The sequence below is a fragment of the Hyphomicrobium sp. NDB2Meth4 genome (genome assembly GCF_900117445.1).
GTDB lineage: Bacteria > Pseudomonadota > Alphaproteobacteria > Rhizobiales > Hyphomicrobiaceae > Hyphomicrobium_A.
This window is the reverse complement of the sequence record NZ_FPEJ01000001.1, coordinates 850405-875062: the sequence shown is the minus strand read 5'-3', so window position 1 is coordinate 875062 and position 24658 is coordinate 850405. Positions and strand designations below refer to the sequence as shown.

Annotated in this window: 23 protein-coding genes; 10 read left to right on the top strand and 13 right to left on the bottom strand. The window is 63.0% G+C overall.

Annotated features, from left to right (window positions below; translation table 11 throughout):
- Window positions 1-19: 19 nt before the first annotated feature.
- The 5 genes from NDB2M4_RS04195 to NDB2M4_RS04175 form a co-directional block, all read right to left on the bottom strand.
- The gene (locus tag NDB2M4_RS04195; RefSeq protein ID WP_072370499.1) at window positions 20-1003 is read right to left on the bottom strand and encodes a CarD family transcriptional regulator; all 984 of its coding nucleotides are present in this window, start codon (window positions 1001-1003) and stop codon (window positions 20-22) included.
- 424 nt (window positions 1004-1427) lie between these two features.
- Window positions 1428-1766, bottom strand: a complete 339-nt coding sequence (gene fdxA / locus NDB2M4_RS04190) for a ferredoxin FdxA (RefSeq protein WP_072370497.1) — start codon at window positions 1764-1766, stop codon at window positions 1428-1430.
- A gap of 73 nt (window positions 1767-1839) precedes the next feature.
- Window positions 1840-2283, bottom strand: coding sequence for an RNA-binding S4 domain-containing protein (locus NDB2M4_RS04185; protein WP_072370494.1), 444 nt, complete (start codon window positions 2281-2283; stop codon window positions 1840-1842).
- Entirely contained in the window at window positions 2280-5456 is a 3177-nt protein-coding gene (locus tag NDB2M4_RS04180; protein WP_072370491.1) for a helicase-related protein, read from the bottom strand. The genes NDB2M4_RS04185 and NDB2M4_RS04180 overlap by 4 nt, the downstream gene beginning before the upstream one ends.
- Window positions 5457-5605: 149 nt before the next feature.
- Entirely contained in the window at window positions 5606-6421 is an 816-nt protein-coding gene (locus NDB2M4_RS04175; protein WP_171988017.1) for a DUF3108 domain-containing protein, read from the bottom strand.
- A gap of 273 nt (window positions 6422-6694) precedes the next feature.
- On the opposite strand from NDB2M4_RS04175, the gene rpmB reads away from it, so the two are divergent.
- Complete coding sequence (rpmB, locus tag NDB2M4_RS04170; RefSeq protein ID WP_072370486.1) at window positions 6695-6994, top strand: 50S ribosomal protein L28; 300 nt, start codon at window positions 6695-6697, stop codon at window positions 6992-6994.
- A 298-nt stretch (window positions 6995-7292) separates the two neighbouring features.
- On the opposite strand, the gene NDB2M4_RS04165 is transcribed toward rpmB, so the two are convergent.
- The 4 genes from NDB2M4_RS04165 to NDB2M4_RS04150 are packed head-to-tail and all read right to left on the bottom strand — an operon-like array spanning window position 7293 to window position 12019.
- A complete protein-coding gene (locus tag NDB2M4_RS04165; protein WP_171988016.1) occupies window positions 7293-8432 on the bottom strand; it encodes an esterase-like activity of phytase family protein in 1140 nt (379 codons plus the stop codon).
- Window positions 8429-10312, bottom strand: a complete 1884-nt coding sequence (cobT, locus tag NDB2M4_RS04160; RefSeq protein ID WP_072370483.1) for a cobaltochelatase subunit CobT — start codon at window positions 10310-10312, stop codon at window positions 8429-8431. The genes NDB2M4_RS04165 and cobT overlap by 4 nt, the downstream gene beginning before the upstream one ends.
- 4 nt (window positions 10313-10316) lie before the next feature.
- Window positions 10317-11321, bottom strand: coding sequence for a cobaltochelatase subunit CobS (gene cobS, locus NDB2M4_RS04155; RefSeq protein WP_072370480.1), 1005 nt, complete (start codon window positions 11319-11321; stop codon window positions 10317-10319).
- Between the two features lie 59 nt (window positions 11322-11380).
- Entirely contained in the window at window positions 11381-12019 is a 639-nt protein-coding gene (locus NDB2M4_RS04150) for a J domain-containing protein (RefSeq protein WP_072370478.1), read from the bottom strand.
- 99 nt (window positions 12020-12118) lie between these two features.
- On the opposite strand from NDB2M4_RS04150, the gene NDB2M4_RS04145 reads away from it, so the two are divergent.
- Window positions 12119-12394: a BolA family protein gene (locus NDB2M4_RS04145; RefSeq protein ID WP_072371792.1), complete on the top strand. Its 276-nt coding sequence runs from the start codon at window positions 12119-12121 to the stop codon at window positions 12392-12394.
- Between the two features lie 181 nt (window positions 12395-12575).
- On the opposite strand, the gene NDB2M4_RS04140 is transcribed toward NDB2M4_RS04145, so the two are convergent.
- The 4 genes from NDB2M4_RS04140 to NDB2M4_RS04125 form a co-directional block, all read right to left on the bottom strand.
- Complete coding sequence (locus NDB2M4_RS04140) at window positions 12576-12809, bottom strand: hypothetical protein (RefSeq protein WP_072370475.1); 234 nt, start codon at window positions 12807-12809, stop codon at window positions 12576-12578.
- Window positions 12810-12919: 110 nt separating this feature from the next.
- Window positions 12920-14257: an HlyC/CorC family transporter gene (locus NDB2M4_RS04135; RefSeq protein WP_072370472.1), complete on the bottom strand. Its 1338-nt coding sequence runs from the start codon at window positions 14255-14257 to the stop codon at window positions 12920-12922.
- Window positions 14258-14356: 99 nt separating this feature from the next.
- Window positions 14357-15493, bottom strand: a complete 1137-nt coding sequence (aroB, locus tag NDB2M4_RS04130) for a 3-dehydroquinate synthase (protein ID WP_072370469.1) — start codon at window positions 15491-15493, stop codon at window positions 14357-14359.
- Window positions 15490-16068 carry a shikimate kinase gene (locus tag NDB2M4_RS04125; protein ID WP_072370467.1) on the bottom strand — a complete coding sequence of 193 codons (579 nt, stop codon included), beginning with the start codon at window positions 16066-16068 and terminating at the stop codon, window positions 15490-15492. Before NDB2M4_RS04125 ends, aroB begins: the two co-directional genes overlap by 4 nt.
- Before the next feature lie 199 nt (window positions 16069-16267).
- Here NDB2M4_RS04125 and NDB2M4_RS20145 point away from each other — a divergent pair, with 199 nt between their 5' ends.
- From NDB2M4_RS20145 to NDB2M4_RS04090, 8 genes are all read left to right on the top strand, one after another.
- A complete protein-coding gene (locus NDB2M4_RS20145) occupies window positions 16268-16414 on the top strand; it encodes a hypothetical protein (RefSeq protein ID WP_171988015.1) in 147 nt (48 codons plus the stop codon).
- A gap of 13 nt (window positions 16415-16427) precedes the next feature.
- Entirely contained in the window at window positions 16428-18188 is a 1761-nt protein-coding gene (locus NDB2M4_RS04120) for a hypothetical protein (RefSeq protein WP_072370464.1), read from the top strand.
- Between the two features lie 220 nt (window positions 18189-18408).
- The gene (locus NDB2M4_RS04115; protein WP_072371789.1) at window positions 18409-19335 is read left to right on the top strand and encodes a site-specific tyrosine recombinase XerD; all 927 of its coding nucleotides are present in this window, start codon (window positions 18409-18411) and stop codon (window positions 19333-19335) included.
- Between the two features lie 107 nt (window positions 19336-19442).
- Window positions 19443-20411, top strand: coding sequence for an acetyl-CoA carboxylase carboxyltransferase subunit alpha (locus tag NDB2M4_RS04110; RefSeq protein WP_244536035.1), 969 nt, complete (start codon window positions 19443-19445; stop codon window positions 20409-20411).
- Window positions 20412-20599: 188 nt separating this feature from the next.
- A complete protein-coding gene (locus NDB2M4_RS04105; protein WP_210186505.1) occupies window positions 20600-21613 on the top strand; it encodes a L,D-transpeptidase family protein in 1014 nt (337 codons plus the stop codon).
- 79 nt (window positions 21614-21692) lie between these two features.
- Entirely contained in the window at window positions 21693-22544 is an 852-nt protein-coding gene (locus tag NDB2M4_RS04100) for a L,D-transpeptidase family protein (protein ID WP_072370455.1), read from the top strand.
- 155 nt (window positions 22545-22699) lie between these two features.
- Window positions 22700-23911: a L,D-transpeptidase family protein gene (locus tag NDB2M4_RS04095; RefSeq protein ID WP_139247079.1), complete on the top strand. Its 1212-nt coding sequence runs from the start codon at window positions 22700-22702 to the stop codon at window positions 23909-23911.
- A gap of 155 nt (window positions 23912-24066) precedes the next feature.
- Window positions 24067-24651, top strand: coding sequence for a TIGR00645 family protein (locus NDB2M4_RS04090; RefSeq protein ID WP_072370449.1), 585 nt, complete (start codon window positions 24067-24069; stop codon window positions 24649-24651).
- Window positions 24652-24658: the final 7 nt, after the last annotated feature.

Genomic DNA, 24658 nt, shown 5'->3' with positions numbered 1-24658 from the left:
GTGCAGAGCACTGTACATCTTAGGCCGCGCGAGTTTCGGCGTTGTCGCCACCGGCCTCTTCGGCTTCGGCGGCGAGACGGCGACCACGCGCGCTCTTCGACAGAACGTCGGTGATGCGCTGCACGGCGCCACGCTCATCGAGCTTCTCAACGGCAGCAATCTCACGCGCCATGCGGTCGAGCGCGTCCTCGTAGAGCTGACGCTCGGAGTAGGACTGCTCGGGCTGTGCCTCGGAGCGGTAAAGGTCGCGCACGACTTCAGCGATCGAGACGAGATCACCAGAGTTGATCTTGGCGACATATTCCTGAGCGCGGCGGCTCCACATGGTGCGCTTCACGCGGGCACGGCCCTTGAGGATTTCCATCGCCTTCTTGACGACGGGCTCCTCGGACAGCTTGCGCATGCCGACGCTCTCGAGCTTGCCGGTCGGCACGCGCAGCGTCAGCTTCTCTTTCTCGAAGTTGATCACGAAGAGCTCGAGCGCCATGCCGGCGATCTCCTGCTCTTCGATCGCGACGATGCGGCCGACGCCGTGCGCCGGATAGACGATGAATTCGCTCGCCTTGAATCCGTGGCGCTGGCTCACCGGCTTCTTCTGCGCGTTCATCAGCTGGCGCGCGGCAGCAGCCTTCTCGGCAACCGCCTTCGGCGTCATCTGCTGCTGCGGCGGCACCGGAGCGGTGATCTTCTGGCCAGCGGGCTTGGCGGCGGCGACGGCGCGAACAGGCGCGGCGGCCGGCTTCGCCATCGGCGGCTTAGCAACAGGCTTGTGGAGAGCGGGCTTGACGGGATGCTTGACGCTCGGAGCAGTTCCTGCTGTCTTTGCAACAGGCTTCTTCCCCTTCACGGGTGCAGCCGCCTTAGCAGCCGGCTTTTTCGCGACCAGCTTGGCCTCCGAGTGACCCGGCTTTTTCGCAGAAGGAACGGCGCGCGCCGGCTTCTTGCCAGCAGCAGCCGAAGACTTCGCCGAGCGCGCGGCGGTCGCCTTTTTCTTGTCAGCCATAGGGGTCGTCTCACTTTCTCGTCGGATGTATGAGCCGTACTCGCGGCGATGCACGTCGAACTCAGGACGCCGGCCCGCAAACCAGCGCACTAAGCGTATATGGTGGATCGGAGACGCCGTGGGGAGCGGTTGCCGGTCCGTTAATTATGCTCTGAATGATGAAAACCGCTGTATACCCGGACCGAGAACAGGTCCGATCATTGCCTCGGCGGCAAAGCGGCTGCTCTTTGTTCGCTCCTGTTCCGACTCTGTACCGGGCTAATCGCGTCATCTAGGAAGAGCGTAACATAAAGTTCATTGAAAATGAAGGGTGGGCGTGCGGGAGGGTATGGGCAGGCTTACTGCCCTAGTCCGAATGCTAGGCAATCTTGGAACAGTCCGAAAAGGTTGCGCATTTTGACGCAACACCCGGATGAGCTGAATCTCAGTCTCCTGAGCCCGGTTCAGGCGAGAAGAACTTGTTGAATTTGTCCGGAGCGTCCTTGAAGGCATCCGCATCCGGCATGGCGTCCTTCTTGGAAGTGATGTTCGGCCACGTCTCGGAAAACTTCCGGTTAAGCTCCAGCCACTTTTCCTGGCTCGGCTCGGTGTCGGGCTTGATGGCGTCGGCCGGGCACTCGGGCTCACAGACGCCACAGTCGATGCACTCGTCGGGATGAATGACGAGCATGTTCTCGCCTTCATAGAAGCAGTCGACCGGACAGACCTCGACGCAGTCGGTGTATTTGCACTTAATGCATTTCTCGTTGACGACGTAGGTCATTATTCAGATCCGGATCACATCCCGTTGGCGCCGCCGAAGTTGGTCTTTAGCGGGCCCTCCGCCATGACCTCGATCAACGCGCCCTGCCGCTTAGCCGATCGATCGCGCGACGCTCTTTCTTGGTTGGCCGCCCGCTCCCTGCCGGCCGATCAGCCAGAGCCGTCTCGATGGCGGGCTCAGCGGCTGTGACAGGCGAAGGCGCATGAGGTTTGATGGCATCGCCATCTGCTGTCAATTGCTCATAGAGTTCGCGCGCCGCGGCAGAAGGGCCCCGACGCTCGGCTATCGCCAGCACGCGCACGAGCTGAATGCGCCGATTTAGTGAGATCGTAAGCACGTCTCCGGTCTTCACGATCTGCGCGGGCTTGTCCACCTTTACGCGGTTTAGACGAACCTTGCCGGCGCTGACGAGATCAGACGCCAGCGTTCGCGTCTTCACGAAGCGTGCGAACCAAAGCCACTTGTCGAGCCGTTGCGCCCCTTTTGGGGCTGCATCGTCTGACGCGTCGTCGCTCAAGCGCCAGATTCCTTGCTGCGCTTGGCAAGCTCCTCGCGCAGAGCGCCCAGTGCCGCGAATGGCGAGTCAGGATCGACCCCGCCGCGACGCGGGGGAGAAGCCGTGTGCACCTCGGCTTTGCGACGATCGTCGCCACGGTCTCCACGACGTCCACGGTCGCCGGGCCCACCACGACGCTGCTGGCCGCCCTCGCGCTCGCCACCGCGGCCGCGCTCGCGATCCTCGCGACGCCCCTTGCCTTGGTGTGGGCGCCGATCATCGCGACGCTGCGGCTTCTCGGAAGGCGCGGAATGGCCGTTAGTGCTCTCGGCTGCGGGCTGTGCGCTTGCCTGCACCTGGTCGGGCGAAGCGGCAGTGGCGGCAGCGGCGGGCTGGGCGGACTGGTCCTTGCCCGCGTGGCGATTGCGATTGTCGCGGCGCCCGTGGTGACGCTCGCCACGCTCGCGATGGTGGCGGCGCGGACGCCAGATGTCCTCGTATTTGATCTCGGCTTCTGCTTCCGCAGCCGGCGTCTCGGCAGGGGCGGCTGAGGCTTCGGCGGCCGCTGAGTCTGCGACCGCTGGTTCGGCCAGTACAGTTTCGCCAACGACCTCTGCGACGGGGACGTCCGCGACGGCCTCGACTGCGGTTGCTTCCACCGGCGCGGCGTCTGCACCGGGTGCTGCTTCGGCAACAGCGTCGTCCTGCGGCTTCGTTTCCGCTGCGGGCGCAAGCGCCGGCTTGATCGGACGACGATCGAGACGGAAGCCGAGCGCTTTCAAGACGCCGCTCAGCTCGTCCGGCGAACATCCAAGCAGCGACATCATCTCGGGGATCACAGTGAACCCGCCATCGCCGGTCGCACCCTTGGGCGGCATCGCGCCTTCGGGGCCACGCCATGCGAGCAGCGGACGAATGACGTCGGCGAGACGCTCAAGCATGTCGAGGCGAACGGCGCGCGGGCCGCACACGTGATAGCCGTAAGCGCGGTAGAACGGTTCGGGGCATGCCGGATCGGGCGCGAACGAGGTGAGACCGGCACGCGGCGCTTCCGGCAGAGCATCGACCGAGAGGCCATGCGCGGTGGCGTTCTTGAGCGACCAGAGCGTCAGGATCAACTCGGCGGCGGCCGGCTTCAAAAGAATCGGGAAGTAGATATTGAAGGCGCCGAAGCGAACGCCGTACTTGCGCAGTTGAGCGCGCGCATTCTGGTCGAGTGACTTGACCTCCTCGGCCACGCTCTCGCGGCGCAGGACGCCGAGGTTCTCGCGCAGACGGAAGGCGATGCCACGCGCGAGGCCGGTTACATCCTCGGCATTGCTGATCTCGACGAGCGGCTTGAGCTTGTCAGCGATCGCCTGCTGGATCCACGTTTCAAGGCGGGCCTGCACTTTTTCGCGGTCGGGACCGGAAAGATATTCATCGGCCAGCAGCGTGACTGTCGGCTTCAGTGGATCGTCGCTCGCTTCGAGCTGTCCAATCTCTTCCTCGCGCCAGATGATGCGACCGCGCCGATTGACGCTCAGAGCATCGGGCTGGGCCGCTGCCACGCGACGCACGCGCATGGCCAATTCGCGCGCTACCACTTGAGCTGCGGCGGTGCGCATCGCCTTGGCGTTGACGCCTTCGGCAGTGCCGGGGTCGAGCTGGAAACGGAAGCCCTTCAGTCGACCGACGAAATGCGTCTCGACATTGATGGCGCCGTCTGCGGCGATCTCGGCGGTCAGTTCGTCTTTGTCTCGCATGCCCTTCATCAGGGCGCTTGTGCGAAGATCGACGAAGCGCAGCGTCAATTGCTCGTGCAGCGCATCTGACAGCCGATCCTCGATTTCGCGCGTCCTGCCTTGCCAGTGCTCGGGGTCCTTGAGCCACGAGCTTCGATTGGAAACGAACGTCCACGTGCGGATATGAGCGATCCGGTTTGCGAGCGTGTCGATATCGCCGTCAGTGCGATCGGCGAGCGAAACTTGCTTGGCAAACCAGTCCTCAGGGATGCGCTCGTCGGCGCTCATCAGATAGTTGAAGATCGTCGCGACGAGCTCGGCGTGGCTCTGACCGGAGATCTTGCGGTAGTCGGGTATCTGGCAGACTTCCCACAGCTTGACCACCGCGGCGGGGGCGAGAACTTTGCTCGCGATCTCGCGGTCGGCGCTGAGCGTCTCCAGGGCGATGACATCGTCAGCTGCGCGCGCGCGGGTGAGGCGCTGGAGGTTGGGCGTTTCGCGCAGAGAATGCCTAAGGCCTTCGAGCGTGCGGAAATCGAGTTCGCGGTTGCGCCACTGCAGAACGCGGACGCTGTCGAAGTTATGTGTCTCGAGGCGCTCGATGGTATCGGCGTCGAAGGGATCGGCAGAACCGGTGACGCCGAAGGTGCCATCGTTCATGTGGCGACCAGCGCGGCCGGCGATCTGCGAAAGCTCGGACGGGGTCAGGTTGCGATGGTTCTGGCCGTCGAACTTGCGGGTTGCTGAGAAGGCGACGTGATCGACGTCGAGGTTGAGGCCCATGCCGATCGCGTCGGTGGCGACGAGGAAGTCGACATCGCCCGACTGGTAGAGCGCGACCTGCGCATTGCGCGTGCGCGGCGAAAGCGCGCCGAGAACGACGGCCGCACCGCCGCGCTGACGGCGGATGAGCTCGGCGATGGAGTAGACTTCAGAAGCAGAGAAGGCGACGACGGCGGTGCGCTGTGGCAGGCGCGTGATCTTCTTCTGGCCGGAGTAGGTGAGTTTCGACAGTCGCGGGCGCGAGATGAAGTTGGCGCCGGGGATCAAGTCGGCGATCGCTTCGCGCATGGTCTGCGCGCCGAGCAGAAGCGTCTCGGAACGGCCGCGTGCGTGCAGCAGGCGGTCAGTAAAGACGTGGCCGCGCTCAGGATCGGCAGTGAGCTGGATTTCGTCGATGGCGAGAAAGTCGACGTCGACATCACGAGGCATCGCCTCGACGGTGCACACCCAATAGCGAGCGCGCTCCGGCTTGATCTTTTCCTCGCCCGTGATGAGCGCGACCTTGTCGGCGCCAATGCGCGCGGCGATCTTGTCATAGACCTCGCGCGCAAGCAGACGCAGCGGCAAGCCGATCATGCCACTCTCGTGGCCAAGCATGCGCTCAATCGCGAGGTGGGTTTTGCCCGTGTTCGTCGGCCCCAGCACCGCCGTCACATGGCGGATACGTGCCTCGAGGTCGCTGGCCATCTGGCATCCTCATTTCTCTGGCGATGGCATCGCAGAGACATTCGCCGAGATCAAGGGCATGATTACCGTTGGCGCACGCGAAGCGCCGTTATTTTAGCTCTATTTCGCCGGACTGGCGATCAGAACCATTCTGCCGCTTGGGGCGGGCGTCATTTGCGAAGGGCGATGCGCTGCTGGTCGGGCATGGTGATGTCGACCTTCTCCGACATCAAGGTGGCAGTACCGACAATGGTGGGAACGGTGACGCTATAGGGGATCACGATATTGGCCTTCGGCACCGGCCGCATGACGAGTTCGATCTTACCATTGACGACCGAGAGCGAGCCTCCGTCCGGCTTGTGGCCCGAAATAGGCACGAGGCGGACATTGCAGACGTGGTCGGCACCAGCGCGGCGGGCCGGGGTGAAAACAACGTCAAAGCGCTGCTTGCCATCGTAAATCGGCAGCTTGCGGTCACACGGGTTCTTGAGGTCGCTCAGAGACAGAGCCATGACGCCGCTGAGAGGGTCCAGCACGTGCGTCAGCTGCTCGGGCGTCACCGGGACGGCCTTGGGTGAGGGAGGATCGTAGGGGGTTACCTTGCCGACCGACGGGCCGGTGAAGGCTATGTTCAGCGCCTTGATCTTCTTTTTCTTGAGGAAGGTCTTCTGCTTGTAGTTGTAGGTGTAGTCGGCTGGCTGAGCCGTGATACCGGTCGCCGTAATGGCGCCCTTGCTCGTCATGTTACCGCGATAGTCGAAGACGGCCGTGTCGATCTTCGCCTCTGCCTGGAGTGTATAGGCCGCGCCTTCAATCTTCGAATTGAAGCGGAAGTGGCCGATATCGCCCAGAGCGGTGAACTTCACCTTGTACGTCGCATCGACGTTGACGGGCAGGTTTGACCGTTCGCCGGCCTGTGCGGTGCCCACACCCGACGCGGCAAGGCCAGATGTTGCAAGGAAAGCCAAGGCGGCAGGACGGAGCATTGCTCTCGACGCCGACCGGAGGGTAAAGATCATTAGTGGTGATGCCCCATAGGACGTGCACTCGCTGGCGGCAGATGAGTATGATTTTACGTCGAATCTGTGGCCCCAGGCGCAGTTAAGTGGCCTACCCGGCGCGGCAGCGCCTTGACGAAATGTAGGGCCTCGGGCATAGACAGCGCCAAATCCCCCCAGTCCTCTGGCGGGGACATTTTGTTTCCCGCAATCCGTGCACGACGTCCACCGCGACGGAAGCGGTGGCGAAGGAGCTTTACGATGACCAGGCGCTGCGAGCTGACCGGCAAACTGCCCCTTTCCGGGCAGCTGAGGAGCCACGCCGAGAATAAGACGAAGCGGAAGTTCCGCCCCAACCTGTGCGAAGTGACGCTGATCAGCGACTCGCTCGGCCGCAAGTTCCGCCTGCGCGTTTCCGCGCATGCGCTGAAGTCGGTCGAGAAGCGCGGTGGTCTTGATGCGTTCCTGCTCAAGGCTGGCAATGACGACCTGTCCGATCGCGTGCTGAAGCTGAAGCGCGAGATCCAGAAGGTCGCCAAGTCGGCTACACCGGCGGCTTAATTAGATTAGCGACGCAAGTGGCGCGAAGCTTGGTGTGCGGCGGAGGTCGCGCGCCCCTAGAGCCGCGCCTCAGCGCGGGGCCCCTTGGGCCCTGGCCGCCTTACGGCGGCTTTTTTCGTTTGTGACGCAAGTGGCGCGAAGCTTGGTGTGCGGCGGAGGTCGCGCGCCCCTAGAGCCGCGCCTCAGCGCGGGGCCCCTTGGGCCCTGGCCGCCTTACGGCGGCTTTTTTCGTTTGTGACGCGGGTGGCGTGGGGCTTGGCCCGCCTGATGGCGGCACCAGCGTCGGTAACCGGGGCGGCTAGTGACCGTCGGCTTTGGAGCCGCCTTGCATTGCGGCGAGGTCGCCCGGCGCGATCGAGAACTGCAGCAGCAGGGTGCGCTGCAGAGTGTGATTGTAGTTGTCGTCCGAGATCATGGTGATGATGGTGTCGCCATTGGGCGCAACGTGGGTGGCGAGACCTTCCATGTTGTCGATCTCGCGAGCACCGTCGGCGGCAACGAGAATGTCCGCATCGATCACTTTGCCAGGACGCAGCTGGGCGGCTTTGATGTGGCGCAGGCGCATGCTCACGCCTTCGCTGAATCTGAAGCGGCGTTCGAGCACAAGCAGCGATCCATCAAGAAGAGCCGCCGCATCGGTGATGTCGTAGTCGCCGTCGTTGGTCATGAAGAATTTGCGCGGACGCTCCTTCCCCATCCAGATCCAGCCGACGTAGCGCCCTTCGTCGTCACGCATGCGCTCTGAGAAGGCGACGAGCTTGCCTTCGTTGGCGCCGCCGCGGAGAACCGCGATGGCTTCAAATCCGCCGTTCGCGGGCATGTCGCGGCTGGACTTGGGCAAGGAGACTTTGCCGCGGGCCGGTGAGAGTTCGCCGTCCTTGATGTCGTAGCGGGTGATGCGGTGCTTGCGCTCGAACGATATGAAAGCGCGGCCGTTCTGCGTCGTGCCCTCGGCGAGGGTCAGGCCTTCGGCGTCGCTGTCCCGCTTGCGCGAAAGCGGATCGCCAGCCTTCGACTGGATCGCGCCCATGCGCACATCGGTCATGGCCGAGGGCGCGCCCTTGGCGTCGTACGTTAGCTTGCCATCCATCCAAGCGCCTGCGTCGGAGATGGAGAAGAAACCCTTGCCGTCGGGATCGAGCACGAGGCCCGACCAGCCGCCGAAATATTCAGATGGCGATGTCAGCACGAGGCCGCCGCGCCAGGTGAGCTTGCCGAATTTGGCTTTGTCGCGGGTGATGCGATCGAAGCCCGCGAGCGGCTTGGCGTTGACGGTGATGGGACCGGTGACGAGGTCGACCATCGACGGCTTGGCGCCGAACGCGACGCCAGCACCGACAGCGCCAACGGCACCGATGACCGCGATGACAGCAGGCAGGCGTAGCCGCCGGCCGCCGTGAGAAGTCGACAACGTCCGCAAACGCTCACGCAAATTCAATTGACATGTCTCCGGCCCGGCAGGCGGCGCTGACGCTCGTCGTGACCTTTTTCTTCGAACAACTCGACGAGCTTGTCGGTCATGGCACCGGCCAGTTCGCTGGGATCGGTGATGGTGACGGCGCGGCGATAATAACGCGTGACGTCGTGGCCGATGCCGATGGCGATCAGTTCCACGGGAGAGCGCGTCTCGATCTCGTCGATGACCTGGCGCAGGTGCTGCTCCAGATAGCTGCCCGAATTGACCGACAAGGTGGAGTCATCGACCGGGGCACCGTCGGAAATCATCATCAGGATGCGACGCTGCTCGGGACGGGCCAACAGGCGGCGATGGGCCCAGGCCAGCGCTTCGCCGTCGATGTTCTCCTTCAGCAGACCTTCACGCATCATCAGCGCCAGCGAACGCTTGGCGCGACGCCACGGTGCGTCGGCGGTCTTGTAGATGATGTGGCGCAGATCGTTGAGGCGGCCAGGGCCCGGCGGCTTGCCTGCGGCGAGCCATTGCTCGCGTGCCTGCCCGCCCTTCCATGCGCGCGTCGTGAAGCCGAGGATCTCCACCTTCACGCCGCAGCGCTCCAGCGTGCGGGCAAGGATGTCCGCGCAGCAGGCCGCGACCATGATCGGGCGGCCACGCATGGAGCCGGAGTTGTCGAGCAGCAGCGTGACGACGGTGTCGCGGAATTCGGTGTCGCGCTCGTGCTTGAAGGAGAGCGCGTGCATGGGATCGATGATGACGCGCGTCAGGCGCGCGGCGTCGAGCATGCCTTCCTCGAGGTCGAAGTCCCAGGCGCGGTTCTGTTGAGCAAGCAAACGGCGCTGCAAGCGGTTGGCGAGGCGAGCGACAGCGCTCGATAAAGACCGCAGCTCGCGGTCGAGGTAGGCACGCAGGCGCTCAAGCTCCTCGGGCGCGGATAGCTCCTCGGCCGCGATCTCCTCGTCGAACTGGCGCGTATAGACCTTGTAGCCAAAGGCCTCCGGGTTATCGAGCACCGAGTTATTGGGGCGCCACGGCTCGGGCGTCTCGAACTGCTCGAAATCATCGAGCATCTGATCGAGGTCTTCGTCGCTTGCCGATTCCGACATCTCTTGCGTCTCGGAAAGCTCGCCCTCGGCGTCGCCCTCCTCACGCTGCTGGTCACTCGACTCGTCGCCGAGCTCTTCGGACTGCGTTTCGCCCTCGTTGCCGTCCTTCTCGTCTTTTTCCTCTTCCTCGCTCTCGTCGCGCTCCGTCTCGACGCCCTCTTCGGCCAAGTCGAGCGCGCGCAGCAGATCGCGAACGAGACGGCCGAACGCCTCCTGGTCCTCGGCGAGGGTGTCGATGCGTTTGAGCAGGTTCGCTCCGCGCTGCTCAATAGCTGGACGCCATACGTCTACGAGTGCCTGGGCCGTCTCGGGTGGTGGCAGGCCGGTGAGGCGCTCGCGAATGAGAAGGGCGACGGCATCCTCCAGCGGAGCGTCGGCAGGGGTCCGCGCTTCCTTGTAGCGACCGTGCGAATACTGGTCTTCGAGGCGCGCAGTGAGATTTTGCGCCATGCCCGGCATACGGTTCGCGCCGAGCGCTTCGACGCGAGCACGTTCGGCGGCTTCGAACACGAGGCGCGCTGAGCCGCTATGCGGCGCCAGCTTGTTATGAATTTTGACGTCGTGGCAGCCTGCGGTCAGCGCGAAGCTGTCTGCCCAGCCACGGATGACTGCGATCTCACGCTTCGAGGGTACTCGTGACGGCTCGGGAAGCTGCACGCGCGTTGAGGTGTATTCGGGCGCACCGGGCGCGAAGCCGACGTCGATGTCTCCCTCGCCAGCGACCGCGCGCAAGCAAAGCCCGATGGCCCGCTTGAGCGGCTCGGTCGGTGCCTCCTTGCGCTTGGGCGCATTACTCATGAGGTTAGCTCAGCGCGACGTTGGCTGCGCTCTCGGGCAGCTCCTCGCCGAACGAGCGCTGATAGAACTCGGCGACCAGCGGACGCTCGAGTTCGTCGCACTTGTTGAGGAAGGTGACGCGGAAAGCGAAGCCGATATCGCTGAAGACTTCGGCGTTCTCCGCCCACATGATGACGGTGCGAGGGCTCATCACGGTCGAGAGGTCGCCATTGACGAACGCGTTGCGCGTCAAGTCGGCCACGCGAACCATGTTCGCCACCTGCTTACGCTTGGCCTCGGTCTTGTTGAACGACTTCACCTTCGACAGGATGATGCGCACCTCGTCGTCGTGCGGCAGATAATTCAGCGTCGCGACGATCGACCAGCGGTCCATCTGACCCTGGTTGATCTGCTGCGTGCCGTGATAGAGGCCCGACGTGTCGCCGAGGCCGATGGTGTTCGTGGTCGCGAAGAGACGGAATGCGGGGTGAGGGCGGATCACCTTCGACTGGTCGAGAAGCGTCAGCTTGCCGGATACCTCGAGCACGCGCTGGATGACGAACATGACGTCGGGGCGACCGGCGTCGTACTCGTCGAAGACAAGCGCGGTGTTGCTCTGCAGGGCGTACGGCAGAATGCCTTCGCGGAACTCCGTCACCTGCTTGCCGTCTTTCAGCACGATCGCGTCCTTGCCGACGAGATCGATGCGGCTGACGTGGCTATCGAGGTTGACGCGGATGCACGGCCAGTTGAGGCGCGCGGCCACCTGCTCGATGTGGGTCGATTTGCCGGTGCCGTGATAGCCCTGAACCATCACGCGGCGGTTGTGCTTGAAGCCGGCGAGGATGGCGAGGGTGACCTCGCGGTTGAAGAGGTAGTCCGGGTCGAGATCCGGGACGTGCTCGTCAGGCTTGGAGTAGGCCGGGACTTCGAGGTCGGAGTCGATGCCGAAAACCTGGCGCACCGACAGCTTCATGTCAGGAAGGTTTGCCGGCTTGCCCTCGGCACCCGACTGGGTCTGCACTCGCATCTAGCAGTGTCCTCGGAGTGGTGCGGGCAGCGAAATCGGTGCGGCAGCAGTACCGGATTTCAGGCGAGACCCGCTTGCTTCAGAAAGTTATAGGCTTGGATGATCTCACGCAACTTCTCACCCGAGCGTGCATCCCCGCCATTAGCATCGGGATGGTAAACCTTCACCAACTCCTTAAACCGCGCCTTAATGTCCTCACGCGAGGCCTGGGGCGGAAGGTTTAGCGTCTGCAGGTGCTTCTTCTCGAGCGGCTTGAGCTGGCGCTGGTTCTCGCCCGACTGCTCGCGCTCTCGGGCGCGCTTGGCGAAAAAGCCATGCGGATCAAGCGTGCGGAAGGCGAATTTGGCCGCGGTCGAGGCCCTTGCCATTGCCGGGTCGGTGCCAGTTGGGTTGGAGCCCACCTTCCAGGTCGGCCGGTGACCGGTGGAGGCGCCCTTCTGGAAGTCCTCGACCTCGCTGTCCTTCATGCCGTCGAAGTAGTTGTACGAGGCATTGTACTGGCGCACGTGGTCCATACAAAAATGGTAATACTGGCCGTCCTGGCCGCGGCCACGAGGCGCGCGGTGATTGCCCGGGGCGGTGCAGCCCTTCCATTGGCAGCGCGGGTTCCGCTTTTCCTCAGCCGAAGCCTGAGCCTCGGAGCGCTCACGCTTGGATGCGACGCGGATGCTGTCGAAGTATTTTGAGTTCAGCTTCATTGTAGGCGAAGTATGATCTGCGCCGTGGTCCCGCACAAGCAGATCGACCATGAGGGCAACGCACTATTTTTTTCTGACAGCTCGACGAGGCAACCCGAAATGAGTCTGCAATCACGCATGCACGAAAAGCTGATGACCTCGCTCCACCCGACGCGTCTCGACGTGGTCAATGAGTCGCACCTCCACGCCGGTCATGGCGGATCGCCTGGAACGGGCGAGAGCCATTTCAGCCTTCTCATCGTGTCGAGTGACTTCTCGGGAAAGTCGCGCGTGGAGCGGCACCGGATCGTCAATCATCTGCTGCAGGACGAGTTCAGAGATGGGGTGCATGCGCTGGCAATCAAGGCGCTGGCTCCGGGGGAAAAAGTCAGCTGACGTATTTTACGAGAGACTTTGTGTGCGGGAGAGGCGCGCAAAGTGAGATCCGCGCCTTGGCGCAGGCGCCCTTGGTGCCCGAGCATTGCGCGCTGCGCTTGCCCACCTGGAGATAGAAAATCTCGCCTCCGCGTTTGCGAAGGCGAGATGAAAGCACTCAATCGTGCTTAGACCGAGGCGCTTAGTGCCAGCGGTGCCAACGACGATGGTGGTGATGGCGGTGCTTCTTGTAGTAGCGCTTCTTGTACCACTTGCGATGATGGCGATAGTGGGCCTTCTCGACGACACTGTTGTCCTGGCTGACGGTCGTCATCTTGCCAAGAACGTTGCCGGAGACCGGGGCAGCCTGTGCGCTACCGACAGCGGCGAACACGAGCGCACCTGCGACGGCGGCGAGGGGGAGAAGTTTCTTCATAGTAGCTCCTTTTTCTGCTGCCGCTGCCTCCACACTCTGTGATGCGGGCGGCAACGGTGCTCGGATCATTTCGTGTGACCCGCACGCAGATTTGCGGTCCGCACCTGAACCTAATCTGAATGGCCTGGAGCCTTGCCGTGCGGCGATCCGTGCTCACGCAAGCCGCTGCTGCGTGAAGCGGGAGTTGCCGCAGTGCTTATGCGCAGAGCAGTGATTTTGTTGCGCGCCTTGCGCAGAATCTCGAACCTACGCCCATAGAACGTGAACACTTGGCCGGGCTCGGGAATGTTCTGCGCCTCGTGGATGACAAGACCGGCAATCGTCGTTGCCTCCTCATCCGGCAAGTCCCATCCCATTTGCCGATTGAGATCTCGAACGGCCACCGTGCCGTCGACGTTCACAGTGCCATCCGCTTGGACGCGGATCGCTGCTTCGTGCGTATCGTGCTCATCGGCAATCTGGCCAACGATCTCTTCGAGAATATCTTCGAGCGTGATGAGGCCCTGCACTTCACCATACTCGTCGACGACGAGCGCCATCTGCGCTTTGCGCTTCAAAAACGCGTTGAGCTGATCCTTGAGCGGCGTGGTGTCGGGAACGAACCAGGGCTCGACGGCGAAGCTCATGATGTCGAGCTTGGCCACGTCCCAGCTGGAGCGGCCTAGCGCTGCGAACAAGTCCTTTGCGTGCAGGACGCCAACGATGTTCTCGGGCTCGTCCTTCCAGATGGGCACGCGCGTATACTGGCTGCGCAGCAACTCATCGATGACTTTCTGTGGCGGCTCGTCGGCATCGATGGTGTCCATCTTGGTTCGATGCACCATGATATCCGAGACCTGCAGGTCGCGAAGATCGAGCACACCGCCGAGCATGTCTGCGTCGTGACGCGCCACGCTACCTTCTTTTTTCTGAAGCTCGATGGTGCCGCGAATTTCCTCGTGCGCAGCAAGAATGTTTGCCTCGTCGTCGGCGTGCGAGGGTGTCAGCTTGAGAATGAGGCGCACGATGAACTCGACGCCCATGGTCAGCGGACGCAGCACGACGATCAGCCACTGCATCAATGGCGCGACGGCGAGCGATAGCCGATCAGGATATGCGAGGGCATAGGTCTTAGGCAGCACCTCCGCGAAGACAACAACGAGCACAGTGATAACAACGGTCGCATAGACGACGCCAACATCGCCGAGCAGGCGTATGAGCAGGCTGGTCGTCAGTGCAGAAGCGAGGATGTTGACCAGATTGTTGCCAAGCAGAACCGTGCCGATGATGCGCCCCGGCGCGGCAAGAAGCTCGTTCACCTTTTTGGCTCGCGCGTTGCCTTCAAGCTCGAGCGTGTGCATGCGCGCCCGCGACGCGGCGGTGAGCGCGGTTTCGGAACCCGAGAAGATCGCGGAAAGCACGATCAGGACAGGGACCGCCACGAGGATGAGAATGGTTTCGACTGACATCGAACCTAGGTCTGCGCCTCCGTTGCAGTTGCCGACGCACCTTTGGCGTCAGCGGTACCGCACTCTTAGCACAGCCAGCGCGACGGATCGTTAGCGGCGCTATGCCCCGTATTCGGAGGCCAGGAAGGCCCTTGTATCATCGCCCGATATGTCACGGGCGACGAATGCCTCGCCGATCCGGTGCGCGAGGATGAAGGTCAGCTTGCCTTGGCGGACCTTTTTGTCCTGGGCCATGAGCTTCATCAGCGTATCGATGTCGGGATTTTCGCCAGGGATGTCGGCGATGCGCGTCGGCAGGCCGACGGCGGCAAAGTGGGCGGCGACGCGCTTCGGTGCGTCCGCCTCCGAGCAAACGCCCAGCGCCTTGGAGAAGCGGAACGCCTGGCACATGCCGATGGCGATCGCCTCGCCGTGCAGAAGGCGGTCTGAGTAGCCGCAGAAGGCTTCGTAGGCGTGGCCGAATGTATGCCCCAGGTTGAGCAACGCGCGCTCGCCCTGCTCGGTCTCATCGCGGCTGACGACGCCGGCCTTGGCCCGCACGCTGGTTTCGACCGCCCTAGTGAGCGGCTCGTGCTGCAGAGCGAGCACATCGCGGTGGTTCTGGTCAAGCCAGGCGAAGAACGGCGCGTCGCCCAGAAGGCCGTACTTGGCGACCTCGGCATAGCCGGCGCGCAGCTCGCGCTCGGGCAAAGTCTTCAACGTGTCGGTATCGGCGAGCACGAGGCCAGGCTGATGAAATGCGCCGATGAGGTTCTTGCCCTGCGGCGTGTCGATGCCCGTCTTGCCGCCGACGGAGCTGTCGACCTGAGCGAGCAGCGAGGTGGGGATCTGCACGAAGCGGACACCGCGGCGCAGGATGGAGGCCGCGAAGCCGGCGAGGTCGCCGATGACGCCGCCGCCCAGCGCAACGACGAGATCGCCGCGCTCCAGGCCAAGCTCCAGCAGGCGCTCGCTGAGCGGCTCGAGAATGCGAAAGCTCTTGGTCTTCTCGCCCGGCGGCAAGATGATCGAGCCGACGTGGCGGCCATCGGCTTTCAGCGCTGTTTCGAGAGTTGCGAGGTGGAAGCTCGCGACGTTCTCGTCGGTGACGATGGCGCATCGGGCGGCACCCAGGCGCTCGCCGATCAGCGCAGCGGCGCGGCCGAGAAGGCCAGGGCCGATCAGAACGTCGTAGGCTCGGTCGCCGAGCGGGACGCGAACGGTGCGGACATCAAGTGTTGCGGCGGGCGCGTTCATCGAGCGACCTCAGAAGAATCGACCAGGGTCTCGCCCAGCCGGTCGACAATTTCCCCGACGATGACCTCATGTGGAACGTCGCGGCTTTCAACGGTGATGTTGGCCTCGGCGTAGACCGGATAGCGCTTGGCCATCAACTCTTGCAGCACGACTTCGGGGTCGCCCGCCTTGAGCAATGGACGATTGCCGCGGCGGCCTACACGGCGCACCAGCAGCGGCAGGTCGGCCTTGAGCCACACCGATACGCCGTTCTCGGCGACGCCGGCGCGGGTTTCGTCGTTCATGAAAGCTCCACCACCGGTCGCCAGCACCTGGGGGCCTGAGCGGAGCAGGCGTGCGAGAACTTTACGCTCGCCCTCGCGGAAGTAAGGCTCACCGTGCTCCGAGAAAATGTCCTCGATGGTCTTGCCGGCAGCCTTCTCGATCTCCTCGTCGGCATCGACGAAGGGCAACGACAGGCGCGCGGCAAGGCGGCGCCCGATAGCTGACTTGCCGCAGCCCATGAGACCGACGAGCACGACCGACCGCTGCCCGAGTGCGGAGCGGATGGCCTGCGAGGATTGTGCTTCTGACATTATCGGTCTCTTTCAGATGGCCCGAATCAGCGGATGGGGCAAAGGAAGTCAAGTCCAACCGCCCACAGGCCAATTTCGAGAAACCGCGGACCACAATTGCCCATGGTGCTCTGGCCGCCTACTTTGGATTGCAAACGAGTGCAAGTCATAATGGCGCCAACTTGCCGAGTGACCAAAGTCCTGGGGGACGGGAAAGCAAATGCCCAGCTTGTTCCGGTTTCTGTTCATTGTCGGCACCACCTGCGCGATCATCGCTGGTGGACTGTACATCCTGGCAACCGAATTCGAACCGCATACGCGCACCGTCACGAAGCCCGTCCCCGGGGTCAAAGTGCGTACCGAGTAACCCGGTTGTTGCCATGCGAAAGCGCCGCCCATTCGCCGTAGCTTTCGCTATCGCAGTCGCGCTCCTGGCCGTTGGGCCGAGTGGAACCGCCGCCCAAGCCCAAGACTGGGACCCGTTCGGAACGAGCAGCCCGCCGGCGCGAGAGCGCCCGCGTGAGGCGCCGGGCGGGGGAGACGACATCATCCGACCGCTGGGTGACAGCGGCGCCTCGGCGGTGGAGCGCGGGGACCTCACGCCCGTCATGGCGCAGGACGGCTCGGGGCTGCCGTACGAGCTGTGGCAGGGCCTCGACGTCAAGAGGCTGGAACAGCTCATCTCGGAAATCGACATGCCGCCGCGATCGCCCGCGCTGCACAAGCTGTGGCTGCGGCTGATCACGTCGAACTTACCGCCGCCGGAAGGCGGGGTTAGCGATCAGCAGTTCCTGGCGCTGCGGCTGGAGATCCTCTATCGCGCCGGACTGCTTGAGGATGCAGCGCGCTTGCTCGCAAGCCAGTCAGCCAACGATCCCCTCGTGGCGATCCTATCGGCGCGTAATTCCATCGCGCTCGGCGACAAGGATCGCGGGTGCGAGGCGATGAAGGCGGGTGGCGCTACTCCCAGCCTGCTGCCAAAGCCAATCCGAGCCGATGCGGCGCTGATCTCGGGTTACTGCGCGGCCGCGGCGGGCGATGCTGCAGGAGCCGGGCTTGCCGCCGAGATGGCCCGCGAGGAGGGCGTGAAAGAGGGCATTGGGTTGGCCGCTCTCGATGCTCTGTCGATGGGGGTCAAGCCGCACACGAAAGGCGAAGGGCGCACAGGGCTTATCGACTATCGGCTGGTGCAGGCGGCGGGCGGTAGCGTCGATGCCAAGGAACTTCGCACGAGGGCGACACCAGCACTGCTGGCGGCGCTCGCACTCGACGGGAACGCTGCGCCGGCTGAGCGTCTGGCTGCGGCGGAGGCGGCGGTCATCGTCAATGCGATCACACCGCAACAGCTTGCAGACATCTATCGTGCGCAAGGCGGCGGCGAGGCCGTCGTGTCCGATGCACAAGGCGCCGACAGCCCTCAACGGCGTGCGGCGCTATTCGTTGCCGCAGAGCACGAGATGACGCCGCAGAAGAAAGTGCGACTAATCCGGTCGTTCGTCGATGAAGCGCATCGTGCGGGCTTCTATCTCATGGCGCTACGGATGGTGGCACCGGCGTCAGACAGCATCATCCCCGCGCCCGAGCTGAGCTGGTACGCGGAAACAGGAATCGAAGCGGCGCTCGCATCTGAGAACTTCGGCAAGGCTCGGCAGTGGGCTGCGTTTGGAGCCTCGGCGAATGGCGGTGCGGGCAGCCTCAATCACTGGCTGGCGTTGATCGACATTGCTGAGGGTTCAAAAGGCAGCGGAGAAGCCGATCTTCAATATGTCGAGGATCTCGCCGTGCGCGGACGGATGGACGCGACGCTGCTACATCGCCTGGCGACCGTGCTCGATGCTTTGGAGTTCAACGTGCCGTTCCCGTTGTGGGAGGCTGCGAGTAAAACACCGCAACCGGCGGGCGGCTACCTGCCGGAAACCGGTGTGCTGACCGAATTGCAAGACGCGGCAAAGAAGCAGCAATTCGGGCGCACTGTCTTGCTGGCAATGAAAACGCTGGGACCAAATGGCTCGGAAGGCGCGCACATGATCGCGCTCGGCGATTCAATCCGCGCGCTGCGCCGGGCCGGGCTCGACGCCGATGCGCAGAGCCTCGGATTCGAGGCGCTGTTCGCGAGTTGGCCTAGGGCTATTAGTAACTGAGTGTTGAGCGACTCAAGCTGAGAGAAGCTTTGTGTGCGTTTGGTGTTGCACAGGCTGAGAGCCGGCGTTCGCGCCCGGCGCCCTTGGCGCCTTGCCGCCTGACGGCGGCGTGAAGCTCGATCTATCCGTCATCGTGATGGTGGCGCGTTTCGATAGCTTGAGTGGCGGTGCGACGTGGAGAAAATTGCGGGCGGATGGCGGATCGCGCGTCGGTGGGAAAATGAGCGCAGAACAGCGGCACATCTATGCGTTCCTGGAAATGAAGGCCGTCGAGCGCGGGGCAGCGGCGAATACGCTGGAGGCGTACCGGCGTGACCTTGACCAGTTTGCCGCTCACCTCGACACGCGAGGCATGGCGCTGACGACTGCAACAAATGCGGACTTGTCCGGCTGGCTTGCTGGACTATCGGAGTCCGGACTTAGCCCGGCGTCCCGTGCGCGCGCGTTATCGGCCGTGCGCCAGCTCTACAAGTTCCTGCTGGCTGAAGGACATGTCGAGAACGATCCGACGCATGGGCATTCGGGGCCGCGCAAGAAGCGGGCGCTTCCCAAGACGCTCAGCGTCGCCGAAGTCGACAAGCTGATCACCACGGCTGCGCAGCGAACAGAAAGCGCCTCTGGGATCGATCAGGTGCGCGCGCTGCGCCTCAATTGCCTGATCGAGATGTTGTACGCGACGGGCATGCGCGTCAGCGAGCTGGTGTCGCTGCCCCGCGCGGTGCTGGCCGGCGATGCGCGCGTGCTCACCATCAAGGGGAAGGGCGGGCGCGAGCGGCTGGTGCCGCTCAACGCGTCGGCGCGGGCGGCCCTGGAGCGCTACCTCGCCGCGATCTCGGGCGAGGGGCGGGTTTCCAGCAAGTGGCTGTTCCCGTCGAAGAGCGCCGAGGGACATTTGACGCGGCAGCGGCTGGCGCAGGACCTCAAGGCGCTGGCCGAGGAGGCTGGCCTCGATGGAGAGCGGGTAAGCCCGCACGTGCTGCGGCATGCGTTCGCGAGCCACCTGCTGGACCGGGGCGCTGACCTCAGATCGGTGCAGCAGCTGCTTGGCCATGCCGACATTTCGACCACCGAAATTTACACGCATGTGCTTGAGGAGAGGCTGAAAAAGCTGGTGCATCAGCACCATCCGCTGGCCAAGAAGCCGTGAGCCGCCGAGACAGGGGACGTTAAGACCCGCGGCGGCCGTGCCTTGACAGGAAAGAAAAGCTGGCGCGAATGTCCGCCAACCCCAGAGTTTACCGCCGAGAGGACCGCTTGGATCGCTCCCCCATCCGCACCTACCTCGACTTCGAGAAGCCAATCGCCGAGCTGGAAAGCAAGGTCGCAGAATTGCGCGCGCTCGAGGGCGAAGACCAGCCCGTTTCCATTGCGGATGAGATCAAGAAGCTGGAGCAGAAGGCCCGCGCGGCACTCATCGACACCTATTCCAAGCTTACGCCATGGCAGAAGACCCAAGTTGCACGTCATCCTGACCGGCCGCACGCGCTCGACTTCGTGAAGTCGCTGATCGAAGATTTTACGCCGCTCGCCGGTGATCGCTATTTCGCCGAGGACGAGGCCATCGTGGGCGGCCTCGGCCGATTCCGCGGGCGCTCGGTGATCGTGATGGGGCACGAAAAAGGCTCAGACACCGAAAGCCGCATCCGCCACAACTTCGGCATGGCCAAGCCCGAGGGCTATCGCAAGGCCGTACGACTGATGCAGATGGCCGAGCGCTTTAACCTGCCCGTTATTACTCTCATCGACACCGCTGGCGCTTATCCGGGCGTGGGGGCCGAGGAGCGCGGCCAGGCCGAGGCCATCGCCCGGTCAACCGACTGCTGCCTTTCTATCGGGGTGCCGCTGATCTCCGTGGTTATCGGCGAGGGGGGCTCGGGCGGCGCTATTGCCATTGCCACGGCCAACCGGATCCTGATGCTGGAGCACGCGATCTATACGGTGGCCTCTCCGGAAGCTGCTGCGTCGATCCTGTGGCGGGACTCGGCCAAGGCCATCGATGCCGCCACGAACATGAAGATCACCGCCCAGGATCTCGACCAGCTCGGGGTGATCGACGTCATCATCACCGAGCCCGTGGGCGGCGCCCATCGTGATCGAGAATCAATTATGAAGGCGACAGGGGATGCGATCGCGCGCGCCCTATCGGAGTTCGAAGGCAAGACGCCGGTCGAGATCCGCCGTCAGCGGCACGCGCGCTTCATGGAAATTGGCCAATCCATTTAATGGGTTAGCGGTCATCTCCTCAGGTTCGGCGACGGGAAGTGTCAAATTCCCGTCCAATCTGGCGTCTACCTGTGAGGCGTCCCTACACTAGCGCTACGTACAACAAGCGCGTTAGGGATTCCGTAACGCTAACGATTTGTTAAGGTTTGGGGATCGATGGTGATCACCGTGCGCCAGGGGCACTGCGTATGCGTATGATCATCCTTGGCTCTGAGATTAGAGCCCGAATTCTAGCCGCGCTGGCGCTTGTCGCCACCGCTGTCGCGCTGGCCGCTTGCGGCTCGGGCGCGCCGACGCTTACTGCCGCCGAACAGCCGCTCAGCCGCGAGACGATGTCCATGCTGGGCCGGAAGGGCATGGATACGGGCGCGCCGATCTTCGTGCGCATCTTCAAGGAAGAGTCCGAGCTCGAGGTGTGGAAGCAGCGCGATGACGGGCGCTTCTATCACTTCAAGACCTATCCGATCTGCAATTGGTCGGGAAACCTGGGCCCCAAGACAGCGTATGGCGACCACCAGGCGCCGGAGGGCTTCTATCGCGTCTCCGCGGCGCAGATGAACCCGAACTCGCAGTATTACCTCGCGTTCAATCTCGGCTATCCGAACGCTTACGACCGCGCCCTGCAGCGCACGGGCGATGCGCTGATGGTGCACGGCAAGTGCAAGTCGGTGGGCTGCTACGCGATGACCGATGCATTGATGGAAGAGATCTACCTGCTGGCGCGCGAGTCGCTGCGCGGCGGACAGGACGCATTCGAAGTGCACGCGTTCCCGTTCCGGATGACGCAAGTGAACATGGCGCGTTTCGAGGGCAACCCGAACATGCCGTTCTGGAAGACGATGAAGCAGGGTTATGACTTCTTCGAGAAGTACCGCATCCCGCCGACGGTTGCCGTGTGCGAGCGGCGCTACATCGTCAACGTGAAGATGCCGGCTGACGCATCGGCGATCCGGCCGGACGGGCGCTGCCCGCACTTCCAACGCCCGAACTACACGCCCTTCACACCCAAGCCGTACGAGCAGCAGATCGCAGAAGAGCGCATTGCCGCACCTGGACCGAAGACGCGTCAATTCGCGAATGTCGCGCCGCAGTCGCTCCCCGCCAGCGAAAGCGCGCAGAATGCGTATCAGCCTGCATTTGGCCTCGGCGGACCTGTCGAGACCGGCAGCACGTCGACGCCGGCTATAGGCTTTTCCCAATAGTGCCCGCGTGGCAGCCCATACGCGGCGTTACGCTGCGGCTGGAGCGATTGCCTGAACCGGCCGGCTTCGGCATTGTTTCATGATGTCGACCCGTAAACGCCGCTGGCCTGCGGCATTGGCGTTCGGCGCCCTCGTACTCGTTTCGATCGGGGCGTTCGCCTTTTTCTTCTGGCCGCAGATCTACGCTCTTCTCGAAGAGGAGCTGATCTACCGGCAGAAGGCCCACAACTGGAAAACGTACGCCGCGGGCGAAACGCTGCCGGGCACGCCTGACCTTGCCAATCTTTCCGGGCGGCTCGCTGGCAAGGATTTGAAGCTCGGCTCACCCATCTTCATTCGCGTCTTCAAGCGCGAGTTCGAGCTGGAGATGTGGGTGAAGCGCGGCGACCGCTTCGAGCTTTTCGAGACCTATCCCATTTGCATGTGGTCAGGCGCGATCGGGCCGAAGCTGAAGCAGGGCGACAAGCAGGCGCCCGAGGGCTTTTATACGGTCGATTCCACCGCGCTAAACCCGAACAGCCAATATCGACGCTCGTTCAATCTGGGATTTCCCAACGCGTTTGACCGGGCACATGGTCGCACCGGGTCACTCCTGATGATTCATGGCGATTGCCGCTCCATCGGCTGCTACGCAATGACCCATCCTGTTATTGATGAAATTTGGACGCTCTTGACCTCGGCGCTCAGCGCTGGTCAAAAGCGGGTTCAGGTGCAGGTATTCCCGTTCCGCATGACCGAGACAAATATCTCTCGCCATGCGGAGAATCCGAACATCGGGTTCTGGCGGCAGCTACGGGTAGGGTACGACGCCTTCATGCGCGATCGTGTCCCTCCGGTCGTGAGCGTCTGCGACGGACGCTACACAATTCGGCCTGCAGGCGGGGACAGCGACGGCAGCGCGCCTATCACAGTGAGCTGCCCTGCGACGTGAGTCGCAGTTGACAATCGCTGCTCATTTTTTCACCTGCCCAATCATGCCAGCACGAAGAAAGTAAGAGAGTTCAACATGCTGACACGTACGGTAACAATTCGCACTAAGTGCAGATCAAATACCTGCACTGGCACGCGACGTGCAAATCCGACTGCATGACGAAACCGATCGCTCACATAAAGCGCACTGCTCTTACCGTGTGCGCAGCTGTCGCCGTCCTGGGACATTTAGGGACCGCGTCAGCTCTGTCGCTGGACATCAACGACATCGCCGAAGTGCGCAAGGAGCGCAAAAAGGCGAACGCTTCAGGCAAGCTGCCACTTCCCGGCACGCCGGACCTGAAGCGGCTTGATGACCGTCTTGCAGAACAGGGTGTTGCCGAGGACGCTCCGCTCTTCATCCGCGTGTTCAAAGCCGAGTCCGAGATGGAAGTCTGGACCGGCGATGAATCGGGACGCTACTCGCTCTTCGCCACCTATCCGATCTGCTACTGGTCCGGCACGCTCGGGCCGAAGCAGAAGGAAGGCGACAAGCAGGCTCCGGAAGGCTTCTACACCGTCAATATGGAGCAGAGCATCCATAAGGGCGCGAAGTGGGAGAAGGCGCTCAACGTCGGTTACCCGAACGCGTTCGATAAGGTGAACCTTCGCTCGGGTTCGTACATCCTGATCCACGGCGGTTGCGCTTCGATCGGATGCTTCGCGATGACGAACGCCGTCAGCCAAGAGATCTACAAGCTGGCAACGCAGGCGCTGGAGGCGGGCCAACCGCACATCCCGGTGCATGTGTTCCCGTTCCGGATGACGGAGGGGAACCTCGCCAAATACAATGCTCCTGAATGGCGCAGCTTCTGGGCGAACCTGAAACAGGGCTATGACCTCTTCGAGCGGACACACCGCCCGCCGCGTGTCAGCGTCTGCGGTCCACGTTATGGTTTCACGCCCGCCAGCCGCCTTGAAGCGCTGAATCCGGGGCCGATCGAAGTTTGTCCCGAGACGGCACAGGTCATCGCCGACCTGTCGCACATCAACAAGCGCGTGGCGGAGCAGCCTGAACCACAGACGGAGACGGCGGAGATCAAGACGGCATCGCTTGCCGGGCCGGCGTCCTATCTCGGTGGTCCGATCACAGCGTCCGTCGTGAACAACCGGAGTGGCGAGAACTTCGAGCAGCAGCTCGCCCCGCGCAAGCCGCGTGAGGGCCTCAGCGAGACGCTGACCCGGCCGCTGCCCTGTTCGCTCGCTATGCCTGCGTGCCGTCGTTATGCCGCTCTGCGTGAACAGATCGCTCACAAGATAACGGTCGAACTCGACGAGTCGGATCGCTCGGTGAAAAAGAAAAAGAAGAAGCGCACGGCACATCGCTGAGGCAGCCGTCCGCGCACGAAATTGCGCCGACCCTGCCCGGGATCGTCAACATTGAGAGGGCCCGGTGCCGCATGTGGCGCCGGGCCCTCTTGCTTGCGGCTCATTCGGGCGCCATGCGATACACGCGAGAACAGACAACATAGGCGGGACCGGACATGAGCTCATTCCCAAAGCAGATTGAACGTCTCATCGAGACGGCTATTTTCGCGAGCCGCTGGATATTGGCCCCGTTCTATCTGGGGCTTGCCCTTTCGCTGTTCGTATTGCTGATCAAGTTCCTGTTCGAGCTGGTGCACATCGCGGAGATGGCGTTTACCGCGACCGAATCTCAGGTGATCCTGGGTCTCCTCGCACTCGTTGATCTCTCGCTGACGGGCTCGCTGATCGTGATCGTGATCTTCTCGGGCTACGAAAACTTCGTCTCCAAGATCGACCACACTGGGCATCGCGACTGGCCTGAATGGATGGGCACGATCGACTTCACGGCACTGAAGATCAAACTGCTCGGCTCCATCGTCGCCATCTCGGCGATCCAATTGCTGAAGCAGTTCATGTCCATCAATACGGTGAGCGACAGAGATCTCTTCTGGCTGGTGGTGATCCACGTTGTGTTCGTGGCGTCGAGCGTGCTGCTGGCTTTGTCTGATCGCATTTCTGGCGCCAACCACGGCCATGCAGAACCCGCGTCCGGCGCACCCGAAGCTTCGCCCTCTTCGACAGCGGCGAGAAAGCACGCTTAGCTCCGCG